Origin of the sequence: [Empedobacter] haloabium (assembly GCA_008011715.2) — a bacterium.
Taxonomy (GTDB): Bacteria; Pseudomonadota; Gammaproteobacteria; order Burkholderiales; family Burkholderiaceae_D; genus Rugamonas; species Rugamonas haloabia.
On the sequence record CP136508.1, the window covers coordinates 16,260 to 35,565 of the forward strand.

The 19,306-nt window shown below is 67.8% G+C and carries 10 protein-coding genes; 7 read left to right on the forward strand and 3 right to left on the reverse strand.

The genetic code is table 11. The features are described from left to right. Positions 1-9 precede the first annotated feature (9 nt). The 3 genes from E7V67_000065 to E7V67_000075 all read right to left on the reverse strand — a co-directional run bounded on the left by E7V67_000065 (position 10) and on the right by E7V67_000075 (position 6,858). Complete coding sequence (locus E7V67_000065) at positions 10-1,875, reverse strand: reverse transcriptase family protein (protein ID WUR13545.1); 1,866 nt, start codon at positions 1,873-1,875, stop codon at positions 10-12. A 343-nt stretch (positions 1,876-2,218) separates the two neighbouring features. After that, entirely contained in the window at positions 2,219-3,877 is a 1,659-nt protein-coding gene (locus E7V67_000070; protein WUR13546.1) for an SWIM zinc finger family protein, read from the reverse strand. Continuing rightward, positions 3,874-6,858 carry a hypothetical protein gene (locus tag E7V67_000075; protein ID WUR13547.1) on the reverse strand — a complete coding sequence of 995 codons (2,985 nt, stop codon included), beginning with the start codon at positions 6,856-6,858 and terminating at the stop codon, positions 3,874-3,876. The genes E7V67_000070 and E7V67_000075 overlap by 4 nt, the downstream gene beginning before the upstream one ends. 219 nt (positions 6,859-7,077) lie before the next feature. Between E7V67_000075 and E7V67_000080 the strand changes: the two genes are divergently transcribed. The 7 genes from E7V67_000080 (at position 7,078) to E7V67_000110 (ending at position 18,985) form a co-directional block, all read left to right on the forward strand. Further along, a complete protein-coding gene (locus tag E7V67_000080; protein WUR13548.1) occupies positions 7,078-8,850 on the forward strand; it encodes a DUF885 domain-containing protein in 1,773 nt (590 codons plus the stop codon). Positions 8,851-8,955: 105 nt separating this feature from the next. Beyond that, positions 8,956-10,533, forward strand: a complete 1,578-nt coding sequence (locus E7V67_000085) for a DUF2138 family protein (protein WUR13549.1) — start codon at positions 8,956-8,958, stop codon at positions 10,531-10,533. Next, the gene (locus tag E7V67_000090; protein WUR13550.1) at positions 10,530-11,195 is read left to right on the forward strand and encodes a DUF1175 family protein; all 666 of its coding nucleotides are present in this window, start codon (positions 10,530-10,532) and stop codon (positions 11,193-11,195) included. Before E7V67_000085 ends, E7V67_000090 begins: the two co-directional genes overlap by 4 nt. A gap of 8 nt (positions 11,196-11,203) precedes the next feature. Beyond that, on the forward strand, positions 11,204-15,739 hold the full coding sequence (locus E7V67_000095) for an alpha-2-macroglobulin (GenBank protein WUR13551.1): 4,536 nt from the start codon (positions 11,204-11,206) through the stop codon (positions 15,737-15,739). Beyond that, positions 15,739-17,427: a DUF2300 domain-containing protein gene (locus tag E7V67_000100; protein WUR16194.1), complete on the forward strand. Its 1,689-nt coding sequence runs from the start codon at positions 15,739-15,741 to the stop codon at positions 17,425-17,427. The genes E7V67_000095 and E7V67_000100 overlap by 1 nt, the downstream gene beginning before the upstream one ends. Then, positions 17,424-18,218 (forward strand): DUF2135 domain-containing protein, encoded by a 795-nt coding sequence (locus E7V67_000105; protein ID WUR13552.1) that lies wholly within the window; start codon positions 17,424-17,426, stop codon positions 18,216-18,218. The genes E7V67_000100 and E7V67_000105 overlap by 4 nt, the downstream gene beginning before the upstream one ends. Before the next feature lie 5 nt (positions 18,219-18,223). After that, positions 18,224-18,985 carry a DUF2135 domain-containing protein gene (locus E7V67_000110; protein WUR13553.1) on the forward strand — a complete coding sequence of 254 codons (762 nt, stop codon included), beginning with the start codon at positions 18,224-18,226 and terminating at the stop codon, positions 18,983-18,985. Positions 18,986-19,306: the final 321 nt, after the last annotated feature.

Here is a 19,306-nt window from a genome sequence, read left to right on the forward strand (position 1 = left end):
TTGCGAGCCTCAATCCCATCGATGCAGCACATCCGCCAGCGCCACCAGGAGCACCATCGCGCAGATAAACCGCGTCCAGTGCGGACGGCCATCGCGTCGGGAAGTGCGTGACAGCAGCAGGATGCCGGCAATCGGCAGCGGCGTGCGGTACGTCAGAGCCAGCGCCAGTGCGATGAGCAACTGCGCCAGCAAGGCAAGCCATGGCACCTGGATTTGCGGTACGTCTTGCGGCACAGCGGTTTCCGAATCCGCTGCGGCTGCCGGCGTCTCCGTCGCGGGAGCAGCCGACGCCAACCGCCGCGCTTCCTTCTTGGCCAGCGTTACCTGCTCCTGCGTCTTTTCCAGCACCGGCGGTGCCGGTGGCGCGGCCTGCCAGAAGCCGCCCCATGGTGCCACGCCTTGTGCCGACAGTGCCCGGAAGTTTCCGCCACGGCGGGCAGGCAGCGGCTCGCCGGTGGCCGGTGTGTCGGAGAAGCGCTCCCGCGCAGCGCGCACGCGCGCCAGCAGCGGCGCGCCCTTGTCCGGATCGACCATCCTGATGAACTGCGCATAGCCCTCCAGCGCCGCCAGGACATTCGGGTTGCCGTTCCACTGCTTGCCCTCCGGCCCATCCTTCTCCACCTGGAACAGCGTCGCGCGGAAGCGCCGCAGCGTGTCACGTTCGATGGTCGGCTTTTCGTTGACGACGATGCCGGTCACGCTCTGCCGCTGTGATGCGGCCATCACGTGCTGCTTGTCCGGATGCGGCGTGAACCCTTCGTCGACGACGATCCGACGCACGCGCCACAGCAGCTTGCCAGCCAGCTTGCGCGTTGCCTCGGGTCCCGAGAATGTCAGGTCGTCGGCATAGCGTGTGTACGTGAATCCCAGCTTGGCGGCCGCGCCCTGCAGCCGGGCGTCGAGACGGCGGCACAGGATGTTCGTCAGCGCGGGGCTGGTCGGGGCGCCCTGTGGCAGCACGCGCGCGCCCTGCGCGACAAAGAAGGTCTCGCCATCGACGTTCACTTCCTCCGTTGTCGCCTCCGTGCACAGCAGGGCCAAGGTGGTGGCGACCTGCTTGCTGTAGCCCAGCTGACCGAATACCCCGGCGATGCGGCGCATGTCGATAGACGGGAAAAAGTCCTTCAGGTCGACGTTGATCACGACCGCCTGAGCCACGTGCGGCGCCGCGTTGCTGACGATCGAGCGTCCCTTCAGGAAGCCGTGCGCTGCGGGATGGACGGGCGCGCGTGCCAGCACGTTGTCCAGCACCCAGTACTGGCTGCGTTTCAGGCGCGGCATCGGCGCCGAGATGATCCGTTCGCCACCGGTTTTCTTTGGCATCGCGAAACGCCGGTAGTGGCTGATGCGTGACACGCGGCGGTCGAACGCCAGGAAGCGCAACTCCTGCAGCGACAGGCCCATCGCCTGTGCCAGTGCTCGCGCGTCGTGCAAGGCCGGCAGGGCGGCACGTGCCAACTTGTCGCCGTCGCTGCGCGCCTCGTTCAGGCCCGCCGACACCGCTTCGCCCAGGTAAAGGATTTCGCTGGCGTGACGTTGATGCCAGGCGCTGGCGCGCTCGAACCGTTCGCGCGCGCGGCGCTGCTTCGTTTCTTCGCGGCGGGCACGTGCCTTGGCCATGCGTTCCTGGCGCATCGCCTTCAACGCCAGCGCCGGGTCTTCCGTGCCGCGCAGTTCCTTGCCCAGCTCGCGCAACGCCTTGCTCAATTCCGCTTCGCGCTGGATCAGCGCTTCCGCGGCCGCCAGGCCCGGATCGTCCTTGGGCCAGAAACCCAGGCGCTGCATTTCGCTCAGGGTGACTTCCTCGCGCGTGGACGTACGCAGGCGTTCGTACAGTTCCTGGCGGGTCATCGAAGATGGGGACGGCGCGTTCATTGGGGGGCTCCTGGCAGGGAGGCGAACGCGGTATGCAAGCATGGCGGGACCGTCATCGAAGGGCCGGCAGGACTGGGCCGCTCAACTCGACGCCGGACCGCACTGGTAGCGCTGATGTAATTCAGGGAATTCACACCGACTCGCGCTACCAGTGCTGGTCCGGCACAGTGAAGAGCGGGCCAGTGACGCATGGGGAGGGCAAAGTACGAGGACGGCGATCCACCGTCCGGGTTGCAAGAGCCATCCCGCCATGCTTGCGCGGTCGAGTATAGCAGCGGAGCGGTGCGCGCCTCAAGCGTTGGGTCGCCCTGGAAGTCGTGATGGTGCATAGTGAATGCCCTGGTCATGCTGCCTGTCCTGATTCTTGTCGGTCCCCTTGCGCCAGGCGCAGGGCCAGCATGTGCGCGCATGGGCCCTGGCGCAGCCGGTTCTGGGTGAAGTGATTGCACTGGCAGCTGCCGTCGGCGATGCGCAGGTCCGCGTCGAGGCGCAGGGCGACGTCGTACTTCCTGTCGCCGCTGCGTGCCACGCCGGCCAGGCGCAAGCCGCCGTCGGCCTGCGCTTCGCGACGTTGCAACGTGATCGCATGCAGCGCGAACAGGGTCCAGGCTTCGCTTTCCAGCGAGCTGGCAAAGCGCAGCTCGTCCAGCGGCAGCGGCTCGCGTGTCAGCTCGCGCAGTCGATAGACGCGTTGGGCCAGGTCGTAGATGACGCGACCGGCCTGCGTATACAGCGCCAGCGCCCGTTCCACCACGAGCCGCGACAGTCCCGTGTCCGCGGCCAGTTGGTCGGCCGTCGCAAGCCAGCGCCGTGCCAGCGCCGCGAAGACGCGCCCCTTGCTGTCGTTGTCGACGTCGCCGCGTGGCGCCAGCAGGTCGAAATTCGCGGCCTGCGACCAGTCGTTGGCGGTCCAGCCGGAGAGGCCGAGCGTGAACTGCATGTCTGGCAGGTTGGCGATCCAGAAGCTGGGCATCCCGCTGCCCATCAGGTGCACCGTCACGCTGCGCGCCACCGGGATCAGGCGCTCCAGCAGCAGCAGGCGCCGGCGGCCCCAGATGCGGATCTCTTCCGCGACATTGCCCGGATAGAGCGAGCGGCGGCACACGATCTCCTCGTTCCAGGGCTCGAACATCACCCTTACCGGTTCGCCCGGCCGCAGGATGAAGCGCAGGGAGCGTGGTCCGGTGCGCTCCTTGCGGCGGCGCAGCCGCAGGCAGAAGTTGTGCAGGTCCATCGGATGCAGCTCGAATGTGCGGGCCGGCAGGCTCATCGCGCTGCTCACCTGCAGGAAGCCGCGTACCCAGGTCTCCGGCACGTCGATCTTCTGTTCGACGAACGTTGGATCGTCCGCCGTGCTGACCTGGAAGCCGCCTGGGTCGATGGCCAGCTGGGTACTCTTGTAGTCGCGGATCTTCTGGAATTGGCCGTACAACGCCTCGGAATAATCGATATTGGTGGTGCCGCAGGCGAATTCGCCGATGCGGTCGAACACGTCGTGGCTGCAGCTCAGCGCCGCGTAGCTGGACTCGTCGCGGCTGAAACATTCGAAAAAGATGCGGTCCGGATGGACCGTGATGACGGGATCGAGCACGTACCACAGCTCGCGGTTGTTCTCGTACAGGTAATCGAAGTACTTGCGTTGTGCCGCGAAAAACGGCTTCAGCACGGCGCCCTTGCGCGTCCGTACGTCCTTCAGCTCCTGCATCAGCGGTTCCTGGCGGGCTCGCAAATCCGCCGCCCGGGCCATATAGTCGGCCAGCAGGCGGTCCTCGTTTTCCGCCAGCCAGGCTTTATACGCCGTCTTGTCCGGGGCCTGGTAACGCTGGTCGGCGACGACGACGTCGTGCAGGGCCGACATCGCCTCGCGGAAGGGCAGCCGCCGGTTGATCTCCGCGACGAAGTGGGTGGGCGGACGCAGCACGTCCGGCGCGAAACGCAGGTCGGTGGCCGACGCGCTGTTGTCCACCGTGGTACTGCCGTAATAGCGGTAGTTGAATCTCATCGGACGGCTTCCCCGGTGGTTTCGCGCATGGCGGGCGGCACGATCGTCAGCGCCGGCGGCAGGGCCGGATAGCGCCGCTGGATGTCGCGCAGTCCCTCGATGTATTGCGCCTTGTCGGCGATGGCGACGGTGACGACCTGGCGTGCGAACAGCTGCGCGACCACCGCCGCGATTTCCTCGGACAGCATGGCTTGCGCGCGCAGGAAGCGCTGCACGCGCTGCTTGACGACGCGGCCCCGATTGACCTGCGACAGCACGGTCAGGAAGTAGGGCTCCAGCCGGCGCAGCTTGTCCGCATCGCCGCCACACGCGCTTTCCAGCCAGGTGCTGACGAACAGCTGCATGTTGGCGGACGGGTGTTGGCTCAGCTTGAACATGAACTCGGTGACGTCGGCGATATCGAAGTGCTGCGTGATCATCGCGCGGCCGAAGCGCTGGGCCGCCGGGTCGGGGTGGTCGCACAGGTTCACCAGCAGCAGCGGGCTCCAGTCCTCGGGTCCGCACTGGGCGGCAAAGAACTGCGTCGCGAACTCGCGCGTGTCGTCGAACTTGCTGTCGAACAGGCGCAGCGCGCCCTCCATGTCCGCACGTACCTGGTCGGGATGGGCGGCGAAGGCGCCGTAGGCCCAGCGGCGTACCGTGGCGTTCTGGTTGCGGCCGAATGCCGCCCAGTCGCGCACGCCGAACTGGCCCGGCGTGAACTGACCGATCAGCAGGGCGCCCAGGCGTTGCGCGCCACGGCCGCGTGCCGCCAGCAGCCGGCGCAGCAGGTCCGGGCTGGCCAGTTCGGGCGCCGCGCTCAGTGGACCGGTCAGCCAGCCCAGGATGTCGTCATGGACGCCGTCCGCCGCCTCGCTGCGGAACAGGCTGTCGAGCAGCGTGGGCAGCAGCATGGCCACGCTGTCCGTGTCCGATGCCAGCCGGCGCACGACGTCGTCGATGGCCGCGCGCACGACGCCGTCGGCACTGGTGGCGAAGACCGCCACCAGGTCCAGCTGCGCCTTGAGCACATGCTCGGGCAAGGCCGCGAACAGGCGTACCGCCATGCCGCGCACCTCGACATCGTCGTCGCGCAGCAGGCCGGCCAGCGTGGTGCCGGGCAAACCGGACGGCGGCAGCGCGTGCAGCAGCAACCAGCGGCAGGCCAGCAGTCGCACCGCCGCCAGCCGATGGACGGCGAGGCGCAGCAACGCGTCATACGGTGCCTCGGCGGCGGCCGCGTGCAGCGGATTGTCCAAAGCGTGGAACAGATCGGCGGCCACGGCCGGCACGGTGGCCGCGGCATCGTCGCTGTCGTCGCAATGGGTCAGCCAGTCCAGGATCTGCAGGACGATTTCATCGGGCACGCCGGGCAGGCGCAGCGCGGCCTGGCACAGGATCCAGCCGTGCCTGCGCACGGCCGCATCCGGCGCGCACAGGATGGTGCGCACCAGTACCGGATCGGTCGCATAGCGGGCGCTGTCGCGGCCGATCCACTCCATCGCATAGTCGCGCGCTTCCGGCAGCGCCGCCAGTGCCAGTACCACCAGCCACTCGTGATCCGGCGGCTCCGGCTCGAAGCGTGCGCGGGTGACGGTAAACGCAAAGCGGGCCGTCGCCTGGTATGGGCTGCGCAGCAGGTCGCGCAGCTGATCCAGCGTCAGGGCCGCGCTGAAGGCGGCGTTGTCGGCCAGTGCACGCGCGGCGAATTCGTGCACGCCTTCGCAGCGGCTGCGCTGCATCAGTGTCAGCAGGGCCTCGGGATGGCGGTCCCAGAGTTCCGGGAACGCTTCGGTACGCAGGTCGTCGGCCGCGTGCTCCACAGTGCGATACCAGGTCAGCCCCGTGCGGCTGTGGCGCAGCCCGGCGTGACTGCGCAGCAGGTGGTTGAACAGGGCCCAATGGGCGTAGCGGTCCAGCAGGCGTGCGCCGCGTCGTGACGGTGCGGCGGCGTCACGGTCGTCCAGCGACAGCAGCACGCCCAGCGCCATCGAGATATACGAGGGATCGTCCAGCTCGCCCAGCCGGCGCAGCGTGCGCCAGCCGCGCAGCAGCAGGTAAACGCGGGTGCGGTGGCCGTAGGCCACCGTGCTGTCCGGGTGCGCCGCTTCTTCCGCGAACGGGCGATAGCGCCCTCGTGCCCACACATAGGAGCCCGGCATGTGCGGCGTGGTCTCGAAGCGGCGCTGCAGCAGCCCGAACATCTTCGGGTCCGTGCGCAGTTCGGCCGCCTTGTACAGATGCCGCACGGCGCGGAACACGCCGGCTCGCAGCGGCACCGCGCGCAGCAATGCCAGCAGCAGCGTGCGAGCGGCCGGCCGGGCCAGCGCCACCTGGTCGAGCTGTTCCAGCCAGCTGCCGTCAGCCGCCACCTGGCCGAGCAGGACTTCGGCGTTACCATTCTCACAGGCCGAGCGCAGCGGCTCGGGCCATGTCTCGACCAGCGCGTGCGCGTGCCGCTCGCGTTCCTCGGGCGACGCCAGCATCAGCCACGCCAGCAGGGCGACGCGGCGTACGGCATCGGTGGTGCCGCGCGCATGCAGCTCGCGCATGGCGATCGCCGCGCCGGGATCGCCGCAACGGCCGATCGCCCAGGCGATGCAATAGTCCTGCATGGCGTCGCCCCGTTGCAGCTGATCGACCAGCACCGGCACCGCGGCGCGCAGTCGGCGTTCACCGAGGCGCCAGATGGTGCGGTTGCGCTGGTGCTGGTCGAGCAGCTTCCAGCTGCCTGGCTCCAGCCGGCGCAGCAGCGTGCGGTCCGCTTCCGTGATGGCAGGCGCGGCAGCGGCGGCGGCAACCGTCGGCGTCGCGGCTTCCACGTGGGCGGGGTCGGCGAAGCCCTGGGCCTGCCGGTCGATGATGGCACGCTGGTACAGGGCTTGCGCAGTCGCCAGGTCGACGGGCTGCGGCGTGCGCGTGCTGTCGCGCCATTCGCCGCCCAGGCGGCCCTGGCGCAGGTTGACGAGGTAGCGGCCCGGGGCCCCGGCGGCCTCGCACAATTCGATCTCGCAGTGAACCGCAGTGTCCTTTTGCCTGCGTAACAGGCTGGTTTTTCTGATCAGTTTCACCGCTCGTTTTCCTGGTCGCCTCAACCAGGGAATATTAACCAACTATTATTGTTCAGTAAATATGAGCGCGTGGTCGACAAGCAGGGCTGCCGCCAGGTTAATGCTAAGATAATCCGCGCTGGATTATCAAACCAACCGTGGGGAAAACGAATGTCGTACACCAAGGGAAAATTGCGCCGTATCGCCGCCAGCGTGGCGATGGCCGTGCTGGCGCTGCCGGCGCTCGCCGCCGAGCAGGCATGGGTCACGAAGAGTAACGAGAATGCCCGGCTGCTGCTGAATGTAGTGGCCAAGTATTCGCCGGAAAACGCGACCAGTCTTGGTGTGGATGGATTCGACGAACAGATTACCGACCTGTCGCGCGACCAGTTCGAGTCGACCAACAAGGACACCCGCGCCGCCATCGCCGAATTACAGAAACGCCTGAAAGGCGAAACGGACCCGAAAGTGCGGCAGGACCTGGAAATCCTGATCAAGACGGCACAGGACCAGTTGCGCACGGCCGCGGTCAATCGCAAATACCTGCTGCCTTACATGGACGTGACGCAGCTGCTGTTCGGCGTGGTGCGCCAGACGCTCGATCCGCGCATTCCAAAAGAGCGCCAGCAGAAGATCGTGGCGCGGCTGGAGAAATATGCCGGCCTGGCGAAGGGCTATCGGCCGGTCACGCTGCTGGCCGAGGAGCGCCTGCACGAACGACTGAAGGCGAACCGGCAGCTGCTCGGCCCCTACAAAGGCGAAGTGGAGCAGGCCCTGAACGACAGCCCGACGCTGGTCAAGGGCATGCGCGAGCTGCTGGCCAAGAGCGACGTGAAAGGCTGGGAGCCTGCCTTCGCCGCGCTCGAAAAGCAGCTTGCGGCCCACGACGACTATGTGCGCACGCAACTGCTGCCGCGTGCGCGCCCGGACCACCGCCTGCCGCCGGAAGTCTACGCGGACAACCTGCGCCAGTTCGGCGTCGACATCGCGCCGCAGGAACTGATCGCCAAGGCCTTGACCTCGTTTGCCGAGATCCGCAACCAGATGAACATCACGGCCGGCCTGATCGCCAAGGAACGCAACCTGCCGGATGCTGATTACCGCGCTGTCATGAAGGAACTGAAGAAGCAGCAGATCCCGGTCGACAAGGTGATGCCGCTGTATGCCGAACGGCTGGCGCAGATCGAGGCCGCGGTGCGCCAGCAGGGCATCGTCTCGCTGCCGTCGCGCAAGGCGGTGATCAGGCTGGCCACGCCGGCCGAAAACGCGCAGCAGCCGGCGCCCCACATGAGCGCCCCGCGCCTGATCGGCAACACGGGCGAATACGGCGAGTTCGTGCTGACCACCGGCATGCCGCCGGATGCCAGCGGCAAGGCCCTCGTGTTCGACGACTTCACCCACCAGGCGGGCAGCTGGACCCTGACGGCGCACGAGGCGCGCCCCGGCCACGAACTGCAGTTCGCGAAGATGCTGGAGGCGGGCGTGTCGACGGCGCGCGCCGTGTTTGCCTTCAACAGCGTCAACGTGGAAGGCTGGGCGCTGTACGCGGAGGCCGAGATGCAGCCGTACGAGCCGCTGGACGGCCAGCTGTTTGCCTTGCAGGCACGCCTGCAGCGGGCCGCGCGCGCCTTCCTGGACCCGATGGTCAACCTGGGCGAGATCACGCCCGAAGGCGTCAAGAGCTTCCTGATGGACGAAGTGGGCCTGTCCGAAGGCATGGCCACGCAGGAGATGCAGCGCTACACGTTCCGCTCGCCCGGCCAGGCCACGTCGTACTTCTACGGCTACCAGCGGCTGATGGAAACCCGCCAGGCCGCCGAGGTGGCGCTGCGGCGCAAGTTCAACCGCCAGGCCTTCAACGATTTCGTGCTGGCGCAGGGCCTGGTGCCGCCCGCGCTGTTGCGCAAGGCCGTCATGCAGGAGTTCGTGCCAAGCCAGCGCTGAGCGAGGCGGCCAGCGGTGCCGACGGTATTATCTAATTCTAATTAGCAATTATTGTGTGATAAAATTGCTAATGGTTTAAAAGATAAGTCATCCTCCGGGCACCTCATGAACAAGAAAACGCTGGGCAAGGCGGCGGCGGGCCTCGCGCTCGTCGCCGCAGCCGTCATCAGCTATCGCACTTTCGGCTGGGGCCATATGCGCGGCTCGGTGCACGATCTCCACCTGGACCTGTCGGCACCCGATGCGTTGATCGTCACGCAAAGCCTGTCGACGTTGCCGCGCGACCTGCTGACCATCCCGCTGGCGCGCGACGTGCTGCGCGAAGACCTGCTGTTCTACTACGAGCAGAACGAAGACCGCCTGGGCCTGAAGGGCAGCCTGCGCCGCATCGCGTACGAACATGAACTGGGTTGGGGCGACCAGCTGATCCGCATGGTGCTCGACGAGCCGGCCGACGTCGCCGTCTGGCGCGATGCCGACGGCTCGCTGCAGCACTATGCCATCGCCGTCTCGCGCGGCAAGCTGACCCGCCTGCTCGAGGAGGCGGGCAAGGTGGCGCTGAAGGACAGCCAGATGCGCATCGCCGGCACCATCAAGGTCGACGGCGACAAGGTGGACGTGTTCGCGCTGGACTATGCCCAGCGGCGCACCTTGCTGCTGGCCGCGCACGGCGAGCGCCTGGTGATCCTGTCGCACCCGGGCATGCTATATCACGGCAAGGACGGCAGCGACATCGACAGCACGGCGGAAAAGACCGTCATCGGCCTGCTGGGCAAGGACACCGCGCAGCGCCATCAATTCCATAAACAGTTCCAGCTGCCCGAACAGGCGGCGACCGGCCATACCGTGGCCGTCAAGGCGGACGTGCTGGCCTTCGGCTACCAGCCGTTCTTCAGCGCGCTGCAGGCCGTGCGCTTCGATTTCAGCAAGGGCACGTGGCGCTCGCAGGCGCTGATCGATGGCGCCAAGCTGGGCAAAGGCGGCTATGACAGCCGGGGCCTGTGGGCCGCGCTGCCGCTCAACCCGAGCGCCTGCTTCACGGTGCCGGTGGACTGGGCCGCGACCGAGCCGGTATTGAAAGCGCTGGGCGCGGACGGTGCCGACGCCTTGGCCGGCCAGATGCAGGGTCCGGCGGCCGCTTGCTGGTATGGCGGCTCGCGCCTGCACACGCCGGTCTTCGTTGCCACCCGCGCCAATGCGCCCGATGCGGCCTTCGGCAATCTGTTTACGGCGGCCGTCGGCGGCAAGCAGCCCGTGGCCAAGCCCGCCACGCTGGGCGGCGCGCTGCGCTGGCAACAGCCGGTCGATACCGCACAGGGTGCGGCCATGCCGACGCTGGCGCTGTCGGGCAACCTCGTCGTCTTTTCCGCCGACCCGAAACTGGTGGACCAGGTGCTGGCGGTGAAATGCAAGCAGGCCGCCGCCACCGCCGACCGCCTGCCGGATGCGGCGCGCACCGTGGGCGTGATCGCGCCAGCATCGCTGGCCCAGCTGATCCAGCGCGAGACCTTCAATACGCTGCCGGCAAAGCAGGAGCCGATGCTGCGCGGCGCGGCCGACGCGCACCTGGTGCCGCGCCTGAACGCGCTGAAGAAATATCCACCGTACCGCCTGGTGCTGAAGCAGCTGCCGAAGTCCGGTACCGCCTGGGAGCCGCTCGAATGGCAGGTCATCGGACAGTGAACGGACGCCGCACGCTGCTGCGCTGGCTGGCGGCAGGTGCCGGCGTTGCGGCCGCACCGGCCGCGCTGGCGCTGAAAGCCCCGCTGACGGAGCAGGTGCGCCTGTCGCAGGCGCAGACGCGCGCGTTCCAGGCCTGGATGCTGCGCATCATCAGCGCCCAGGTCGAGCAGGGCCCCACGCCACGCTGGCATCATCGCGACTGCGCGGGCCTGGTGCGTTTTGCCGTCAACGAGGCGCTGGCCGTGCACGATGCGAAGTGGCTACGCGCGAACGGCATCGCGACCGACCGCCGGTTGCCGCCGGAACTGAACCTGACGCCGGCGCAGGCCGCGCTGCGCAACCGCTGGGTGCAATCGGATGGCCAGGTCGGCCACTTCGTCACGGCGCTGGCACTGGTGCAGAACAACAGCCGCTTCGTCGCGCGCGAGATCAGCCAGGCGCTGCCCGGCGACCTGCTGTTCTTCGACCAGGGCGACGAACAACACCTGATGGTCTGGATGGGTGCGCGCATCGCCTACCACACCGGCACTGTCACCCCGGAAGACAACGGTCTGCGGACCGTCGATATCGATCAACTCACGAACTGGAAGGACACGCGGTGGCAACCAGCGGTCAACAATCCCAACTTCGCCGGCGTGTTCCGGCTTTCCTTTCTGTCCTGACGCTGTGCATGGTGGCGGCGCTGGCCGCGCTGTTGGCCGCTTTGCTGCCCACCTCCGCCGCGATGGCGCAGGAGGCCGAGGCGGCCGTCGGCAGCTATACGCCGTTCAAGGGCGAGCCGTTCTTCCTGCTGGCCGACACGGGGTTCGGCAGCGGCGAAGAGGCGCGTGTGCGGCTGGAAGTGCCGGGCCGCGACATGGGCCGCATGAACCTGGAGGCGTATTCGGGCGCGGACATCGTCGTCTATCGCGTGCCCGAGCCGCTCGAGTTCCTGAAAAAGCAGCGTAACCTGCACCGCGTGCAGGTCGTGGGCAATTACCAAGGCGAAGGCCTGGCCAACACCCTGCGCTTCCTGTGGGACAGCTGGTGGAAGCAGTCGCGCCTGGCCTGGCGCCGCCTCTTCTCTCCGGAGGCGCGCCGCGCCGTCACGGGCGAGCAGCCACGCCTGGCCACCAGCGAAGCGATCCGCCGCCCCGTGGTGTTCGCCAACCACCCGCAATACAAGCCGCTCAAGGGCTTCGACATGGTGGACAGCTTCCGCTACCCGATCTGGAAGGCCAAGCCGATCGCGCCGCCGAAGGGCGTGCAGCTGGACGGCTCGAGCAGCGAATTCATTCCGACCGGCGCCGGCAACGTGATGATCCCGATCGGCAAGCGCAAGCCCGGCCTGTACCTGGTCGAAGCCATCATCGGCGAACACCGCGCCACCACGCTGGTCTTCGTCTCGGACACGATCGCCGTTACCAAGGTATCGTCCGGCCAGATGCTGGTGTGGACGGCACGGCGCGACAACGGCGCCACCGTCGCCGGTACCAACGTGGTCTGGACCGACGGCACCGGCGTGCTGCAATCCGGCGCCACCGGCGCGGACGGTGTCGCCACGCTGGAGCGCGGCAGTCCGGAGCACACCTACGTGCTGGGCGAGGATCGCAGCGGCGGCGTGTTCGTGTCCGAGAATTTTTACTATGACAGCGAGATCTACAACACCAAGATCTATGCCGTGACGGACCGGCCGCTGTACCGCCCGGGCGACGAAGTCGCCGTCAAGTTCCTGGCGCGCGATTTCAAATCCGCCCGCGTGTCGGCTGCCGCGGCGCAGGCGCCGGTCGCCCTGACGGTCCTCGACCCGAACGGCACGCCGCTCTTGACGCAGACCTTGCAGCTGTCGCCGGAAAACGGTACCGAAACGCGCTTCCGCCTGCCCGAGCAGGCCGGCGCCGGTGGCTACGAGCTGCGCTTTACGTACCAGGGCGACACCTACGGCGCCGCGTTCCGCGTGGCCGAGTACATCAAGCCGCACTTCGAGATCAACGTGCAGCCCAAGCAGCCCGAGTTCAAGACCGGCGAGAACGTCACCGGCACGATCGCGCTGCGCTATGCGGACGGCAAGCCGGTCAAGGACGCGGCGCTGACGCTCTCGCTGCGCAGCCAGCAGAACACGATGGTGGAAGGAGAGCTGCGCTACAGCGGCTTGTTCCCCGTCGAGCTGAAGACGGTCGAACTGAAAACCGACAGCAAGGGCAATGTGGACTTCTCGCTGCCGCCGGCCGCCGAGCCCTCGCGCTACATCCTGACGGTGCTGGCCACCGACGGCGCGGCCTACCGCGTGAAAACCACGCGCGAGCTGCTGATCGCCCGCTCGGCCAGCAGCTACCAGCTCAAGGCCGCACGCCAGTTCTCCGATCCGGGCCACACGGTGCACTTCGACCTGGTGGCCGACGGCAAGGCCGCGGCGCGCCCCGTACGCTGGGAGATGGTGCAGCTGGAGCAGCAGACCAAAACGTCAGGCGCGTTCAACCCGGCCGCCAAGGGCTGGGACGTGGTGTTTCCGACCTCCGGTTCCTATCAACTGAGCCTGCGCGACGAGCGCGGCAACCTGCTGGCCGCGGCCAGCCACTGGGTCGCCGGTGCCGGCGTCAAGACGACGCCGGGCAGCATCGAGATCGTGCTGGACAAGGCGCGCTACCGCGCGGGCGAGACGGCCGAGGCACTGGTCACGTTCTCGCAGCCGGCCGACGAGGCGCTCGTCACGCTGGAGCGCGACAAGGTCGAGCAGTACGGCCTGCTGAAGGGCGGCGCCGGCTGGTTCAAGGCGGTCCGCGTGGCGCCGAACCAGTGGCGCGTGCGCATTCCGGTCACCGAGGAGCATGGCCCCAACATGACGGTTTCCGTGGCCACCACGCGCAACGGCGAATTCGTGTTCGAGAACGCGGGCCTGCAGGTCATCGAGCCGCGCATTGCGCTGCAGTTCAAGGCCGACAAGGAGGTCTACCAGCCGGGCGACAAGGTCACGCTGGACGTGACGGCCACGCTGGAGGGCAAGCCCGTCTCGACCCTGGTGGCGCTGGGTGTGGTGGACGAGATGATCTACGTGCTGCAGCCGGAGATCGCACCGGACATCGCCGAGTTCTTCTATCACCCGCGCCGCAACAACGTGCGCACGACGGCCAGCCTGTCCTTCATCAGCTACGACATGGCGCAGGGTCGCACCAGCGGCGTACCGGCGCGGCACAACTACAACGAGCGCGGCGTCAAGGTGCTGGAGCGGCCGCGCCGCGACAACGTCGATACGGCGTTCTGGGCACCGTCGCTGAAGACCGATGCCAGCGGCCACGCGCGCGTGACATTTACGATGCCGGACGCGCTGACGCGCTGGCGCATCACGGGGCGCGCGATGGACGCGCAAGGCCGCGTGGGCCAGAGAACGGGTTACCTGCGCTCTGACAAGGCGTTCTATGCCAAGTGGACGGCGCCGGACTGGATGCGCGCGGGCGACGCCCCGCGCGCCACGGTGGCGGTGTTTAACCAGAGCGGCAGCAAGCAGGCGCTCGAGGTCACGCTGGCCGGTGCCGGGATCGCCAGGACGGAAAAGCTGGACGCCAACCCGGGCGTCAATTACGTGTCGTTCCCGCTGGCGGGCAGCGCCGGTGCGCTGCGCCTGGAGGTGAAACAGAACGGCAAGCTGGTTGACGCCGTCGATACGGCAGTGCAGGTGCAGCCGGCGACCTGGAACAGCCCGCGCTCGCAGGCACTGGCGCTGGCGGGTGCGGAGACGGCGTTGAAGCTGCCGCCGGATGCGCGCAATGTGCGCGTGTCGTTCGTGCAGGGCGCCGCCGGGCAATTCTCGCGCATCGCGGACGACCTGATCGAGTACCCGTTCGGCGGGGTCGAGCAGACCGCCAGCCAGATCATTCCGCTGACGCTGGCCACGCAAAGCCTGGGCGCGGACGCGGCCGGCCTGCGCGAGCGCCTGCTGACGCGCCTGCAGTCGAGCCGCCTGCGCCTGGTATCGATGGCCGGACCGAAGGCGACGTTCGGCTGGTGGGGCAACGCCACGCAGGGCGATGCGCTGATGACGGCTTATGCGTATTACGCCGACTGGTACGCGGCACGCGCGCTGCAGATCGAACTGCCGGCGGAGCACTGGGACAACCTGCTGGCCGTGTATGCCGAGACAGGCCTGAAGGACAGCCTGAGCCGGCGCGCGCTGACCTTGTGGATGGCCCAGCAGATGGGCCTGGCGACGAAGACGCTGGTCGAAGGCCTGGTCGGCGACAGCGCCGCGACGGTATTGGCCGACAAGGCCCGTCCGCAAGGGCCCGGCGCCAGCCTGCTGCTGGGCGCAGCCGACGATCGCGTGACGCAATCGATGGGCGTCGGCCTGCTGGCGCTGGTCGCTGGGCAAAACGGCGTGCCGCTGCCGCCGGCGCTGCAGGAGCAGGTGGCGGCGGCGTGGACCACGTTGCGCGCGACCCCGGCGCCAGTGGCGCAGGCGCTGCTGATGCTGGCCGGCGAGCTGCCGGCAACGCAGGCGGAAGCGGTGCTGGGTGCGGTCAAGGCGGAAGCGCCGACGTTCGACCGTGCGCTGACCTTGTTGTGGGTGCAGAAGAAGCTGGGCGGACCGGCATTCGGCAAGGCGCCTGCCGTCGCGCTGGAAGGCCCGTGGCAGAAGATCGACAGCGGTACCGGCCAGCCGGGCTGGCGCTGGACGGACGTGAAAGCGGCACCGGCAATGCTGCGGGTGGCCGGCGCGATCCCGGCCGGCACCACCGCCATTGTCCAGTATGACAGCCGTGCCGCCGAAAGCAGCACCCTGGCCGTCACGGTGGAACGCCGCATCCTGCGCATGGTGCGCGGCAGCGACGGCTACAAGACGGAACTGGTCAAGGCGGGCGCAGCGCTGCGCAGCGACGAGCTGTATCTGGACGAGATTCGCCTGAAGCCGGCCGCCGGTGCCCGTCATCGCTATGGCCTGGTGGAAGTGGCGTTGCCGCCTGGCGCCACCGTCGAGCCGACCACCTGGGGCATGAACATGGCCGGCGCGACGCCGGTGCCGCTGGAGCGGGCGCGCCATGTCGAGCGTCGCGACGGCTATGCCGTGCCGGTCGACCCGCTCGACGGCGAAGTCACCGTGCGCCACCTGGTGCGGTTCGCGCAGAAGGGCAGCTACGTGCTGCCGCCGGCACGCTACTATCGCGCCTATCAGCCGGACCAGAAGGGCTTCGAGGGCGGCGGCAAGAGCATGCGCACGCTGAAGGTGGAGTGATGCCACGCCGCGGCATCGTCCATGCCGCGCTGGCGCTGGCCGCGCTGGCGGCCCAGGCCTCGGCGGCGACGCTGGACGTCGCGTGGCGCCAGGACGGTGCCACGCGCGTGGTGCAGCTGCGCGATGGCGGGCCGGCGCCGCGGCCATTCGACGGCGGTCGCGCCGTGCCGCTGGGCAGCCTGTGGAAGCTGTTCGTCTACGTCTATGCGGCCGACACGCGCACGCCACTGCCGGACTACCGCTGCACCGGGCGCGACCCGGAGGAAGTGTATTGCTGCGACGCCGGCCAGACGATCGAGCGCGATGCCGCGCTGGCGCAGTCGTGCGGCCTGTTCTTCGCGCCGCGCCGGCTGATGCTGACCGTGCCGGCCTGGCGCGACTACTGGACGAAACGGCTGGGGACCGCGCCGGCCGGGCAGTTTGCCTGGCTGGCCGATCCGGCCCGGCTGGAACCCGGCCGCGAGGTACGCCTGGACAGCCTGCTGCGCGCGCTGGCCAGCGTGGCGCCGGCCAGTCGCGCCGAGGCCGAAAGCGCGTTGCTGCGCGTGGTGCTGGATGGGCGCGGTGCCGATACCGTGCGCTGGTTCGGCAGCCAATTGCGCGTCAAGACGTTTTCCTGGCATGAAGGCGATGGCGCGGCCCGGCATCGGCTGGGTGGCGCCGCAGGCTGGCTGGCCGACGGTACGCCGGTCTGGTTCGCCGGCGAGGGCGCCAGTGCGAGCATCCTGCGCCAGTGGGCGCCACGCCTGGCGGCGGCGTTGCCGCCGGCCCGACCGGAAGACAGCGGCTGCGTAATGGTCGACTACTTTGCCCGCTACCCGGTGCGCAGCGTGCGCGGCGCCGATGGCGACGTCAGCGCCGGTGCGCTGAACGGGCGCTACGTCGTTACCTTCGAAAACGGCAACAGCCTGGCGTTGCGCAGCAATGGCGAGCTGCAGGTGGAGCGGGGCAGCGACGAGCGGCCGCGGGTGCGCGGGCGACTCGGCGTCAACGAATACGTCGCGCGCGTAATCGACCGCGAGGGCAGCACCCGGGACCCCGAGGCGGCCAAGGCGCTGGCTGTCGCCGCGCGCAGCTACCTGCAGCAGAACGCCCGGCTGGTGGCCGGCTGCCAGCAGATCGCCGACAGCAGCGCGCGCCAGCGCGTCAGCCCGAACCCTGCGACACCCGAAGCGCTGGCCCTGGCGCGCTGGACCGACCAGCTGGTGGTCGATGGCGTCACGGTCCGCTACCACCGGGACACCGCGGCCGCCGACACGCTGGTGTGGTCGCAGGCTGTCGCGCAGGCGCGCCAGGGCAAGCGCTTCGACGAACTGCTGGCGGCGGCTTACCCGGCCGGTTCGCTGGCGGTCGCCGGCAACAGCGGCACGCGCTGCAAGCGGCTGGCGCGCAACGAAGCCTGGCTGGCGGCGGCGCTGCCGCGCTGGCGCCGGCAACTGGTGCGGGAAGCCGGCTACGAAGCGCCGCCGGCTCTGCCCATCGTCTGCGAGCTGGCCAGCGGCATGCCGTACTCCGAGCAATCGCGCAACCGCATCTTCATGCGTCCGCTGGCGACGCGCGAGGACCGCATCACGCTGGCGCACGAATACCTGCACATCGGCCTGCGGCAACACCCGCGCGGCCAGGACGAGCAGTACGTCGAGCGGCTGGCGCGCCGGCTCGTCGATATCGACCTGGAGACGTTATGAGAGCTTGTCGCACGTTCGTCACCGTGTTGCTGGCGCTGGCCGCCTGGCCCGCACCGGCGCAGGACCGCGCTGTCGTGTCACCCCAGGGCGGCTGGAATCGCGCTGGCTTGACGGACCGCTCGCAGGAGCTGGCCGTCAATTACCCGTATGCGCTGATCGATCGCGGCACGCAGTCGAACCGCCGCATGATCGAGGGGCAGCTGCGCCAGGCCAGCAAGCAGCGGCCGTTCCACAAGCTGGTCGTCAATGGCAACCCTACGCCGCTGTACTCGGGCGAAGACGGCCGCTATGCGCGCGCCTATTCGTTCGGCGCGGGCTCGAACAGCGTGGAGGTGCGCGCGCCGGACGGCAAGTCGCTCAAGCGCATCCAGTTCTACGAGACGAACACGGCGCGGCCGCAGGCGATGATCCAGGTGATCGCGGCCTGGGACGACAACCAGGCCGAGGTCGACCTGCACATCGTCACACCGGACGGTCAGCACGCCTACTTCGGCCATCCCGTGCTGACCAATGGCGGTGGCCTGGATGTCGACACGGTGGACGGTCCGGGTCCGGAGAACTTCATGATGACGGCGCCGCAGCGCGGCCTGTACCAGGTGTGGATCAACTACTGGGGCAATTTCGGCAGCGACGGCTATCACTTCGACGAGTCGACGCGCCAGCGGCCCATCATCACGACGCGCATCACGCTCGTCTTCCACGAGAACACGGCAAGGGAGCGGCGCGAGGAATTCGTCGTCCCGTTGCGCAGCATCGGCGAGCTGACACTCGTCAAAACCTTCAAATTCTGAGTCCTATGAAGCTTATCTCTACTGGCCTGCTGGCTGCTGTCCTGGTTCCTGCCCTGGCGGGGGCGCAAGTGACGGCCGACGCGCCCAAGTCCGGCTGGCGCAATTCGGCCGGCGCGCGCGAAACGTACTCGCAGGAAGTCAATTATCCGGCCAGCTCCGTCAACCTGCAGCCGGGGCAGAGCGAGACGGCGCAGATTCGCGGCCGCATCGCCAATGCACCGAAGGGCAAGCCGGCCACGCTGGTCGTCAATGGCGTGGCGATGCCGCTGGAACTGGACGAGAACGGCCGCTACGGCCGGCCGTATGGTTTCGGCAATGGCTCGAACAGCGTCGAGGTGCGCGCGCCGGAGGGCAAGGGCCGCGCCCGCACACAGTTCTACGACAACTACGAAGGGAAAACGCAGGCGCGCCTGCGTGTGGTGCTGTCGTGGGACAGCCCTGGAACGGACCTGGACCTGCATGTGGTGACGCCTGAAGGTGGCCACGCCTGGTACGGCAATCGCGTGACCAGCGATGGCGGCGCACTCGACGTGGACGTCACGACGGGATACGGGCCCGAAATTTTCTCCAGTGCCGCACCGCCAAAGGGAAATTATCACGTTTACGTCAATTACTTCGGCAGTGGTGCCGATCAGTCCATATTGACGATTGCGCAAGTGGCGATTATCACCAATGAAAACACCCCACGTGAAAAGCAGCAGGTGTTTCGTGTACCGATGCGTGCCGCAGGCGAGCTGACGCTGGTGAAGTCGTTCGTGTTTCCCTGATGAGGGCTTGTCACGCGGCGGTGGCTTTGCTATAGTTCTGTCCCTGCCGCAGCGTAGACGTGAAAACGAAACGATGCGACGGAAACCGAGGGGTTGACGAGCTGCACGAAACACCGCATAATCTCACCTCTCTGCTGCTGACAAACACAACGATTTGTCACCGAATGCGGCAAGCGCCTGAGGGCAGAATTCTTTAACAATCAACAGTCGATAAGTGTGGGCGTTTGATGTGAGTGTGCCCGGGATTTCGGTCCCGATACTCAAAATATATAGCATCAAACGCTCGCAAGAAATTAAACGTGACCTCGCAAGAGGAACGTC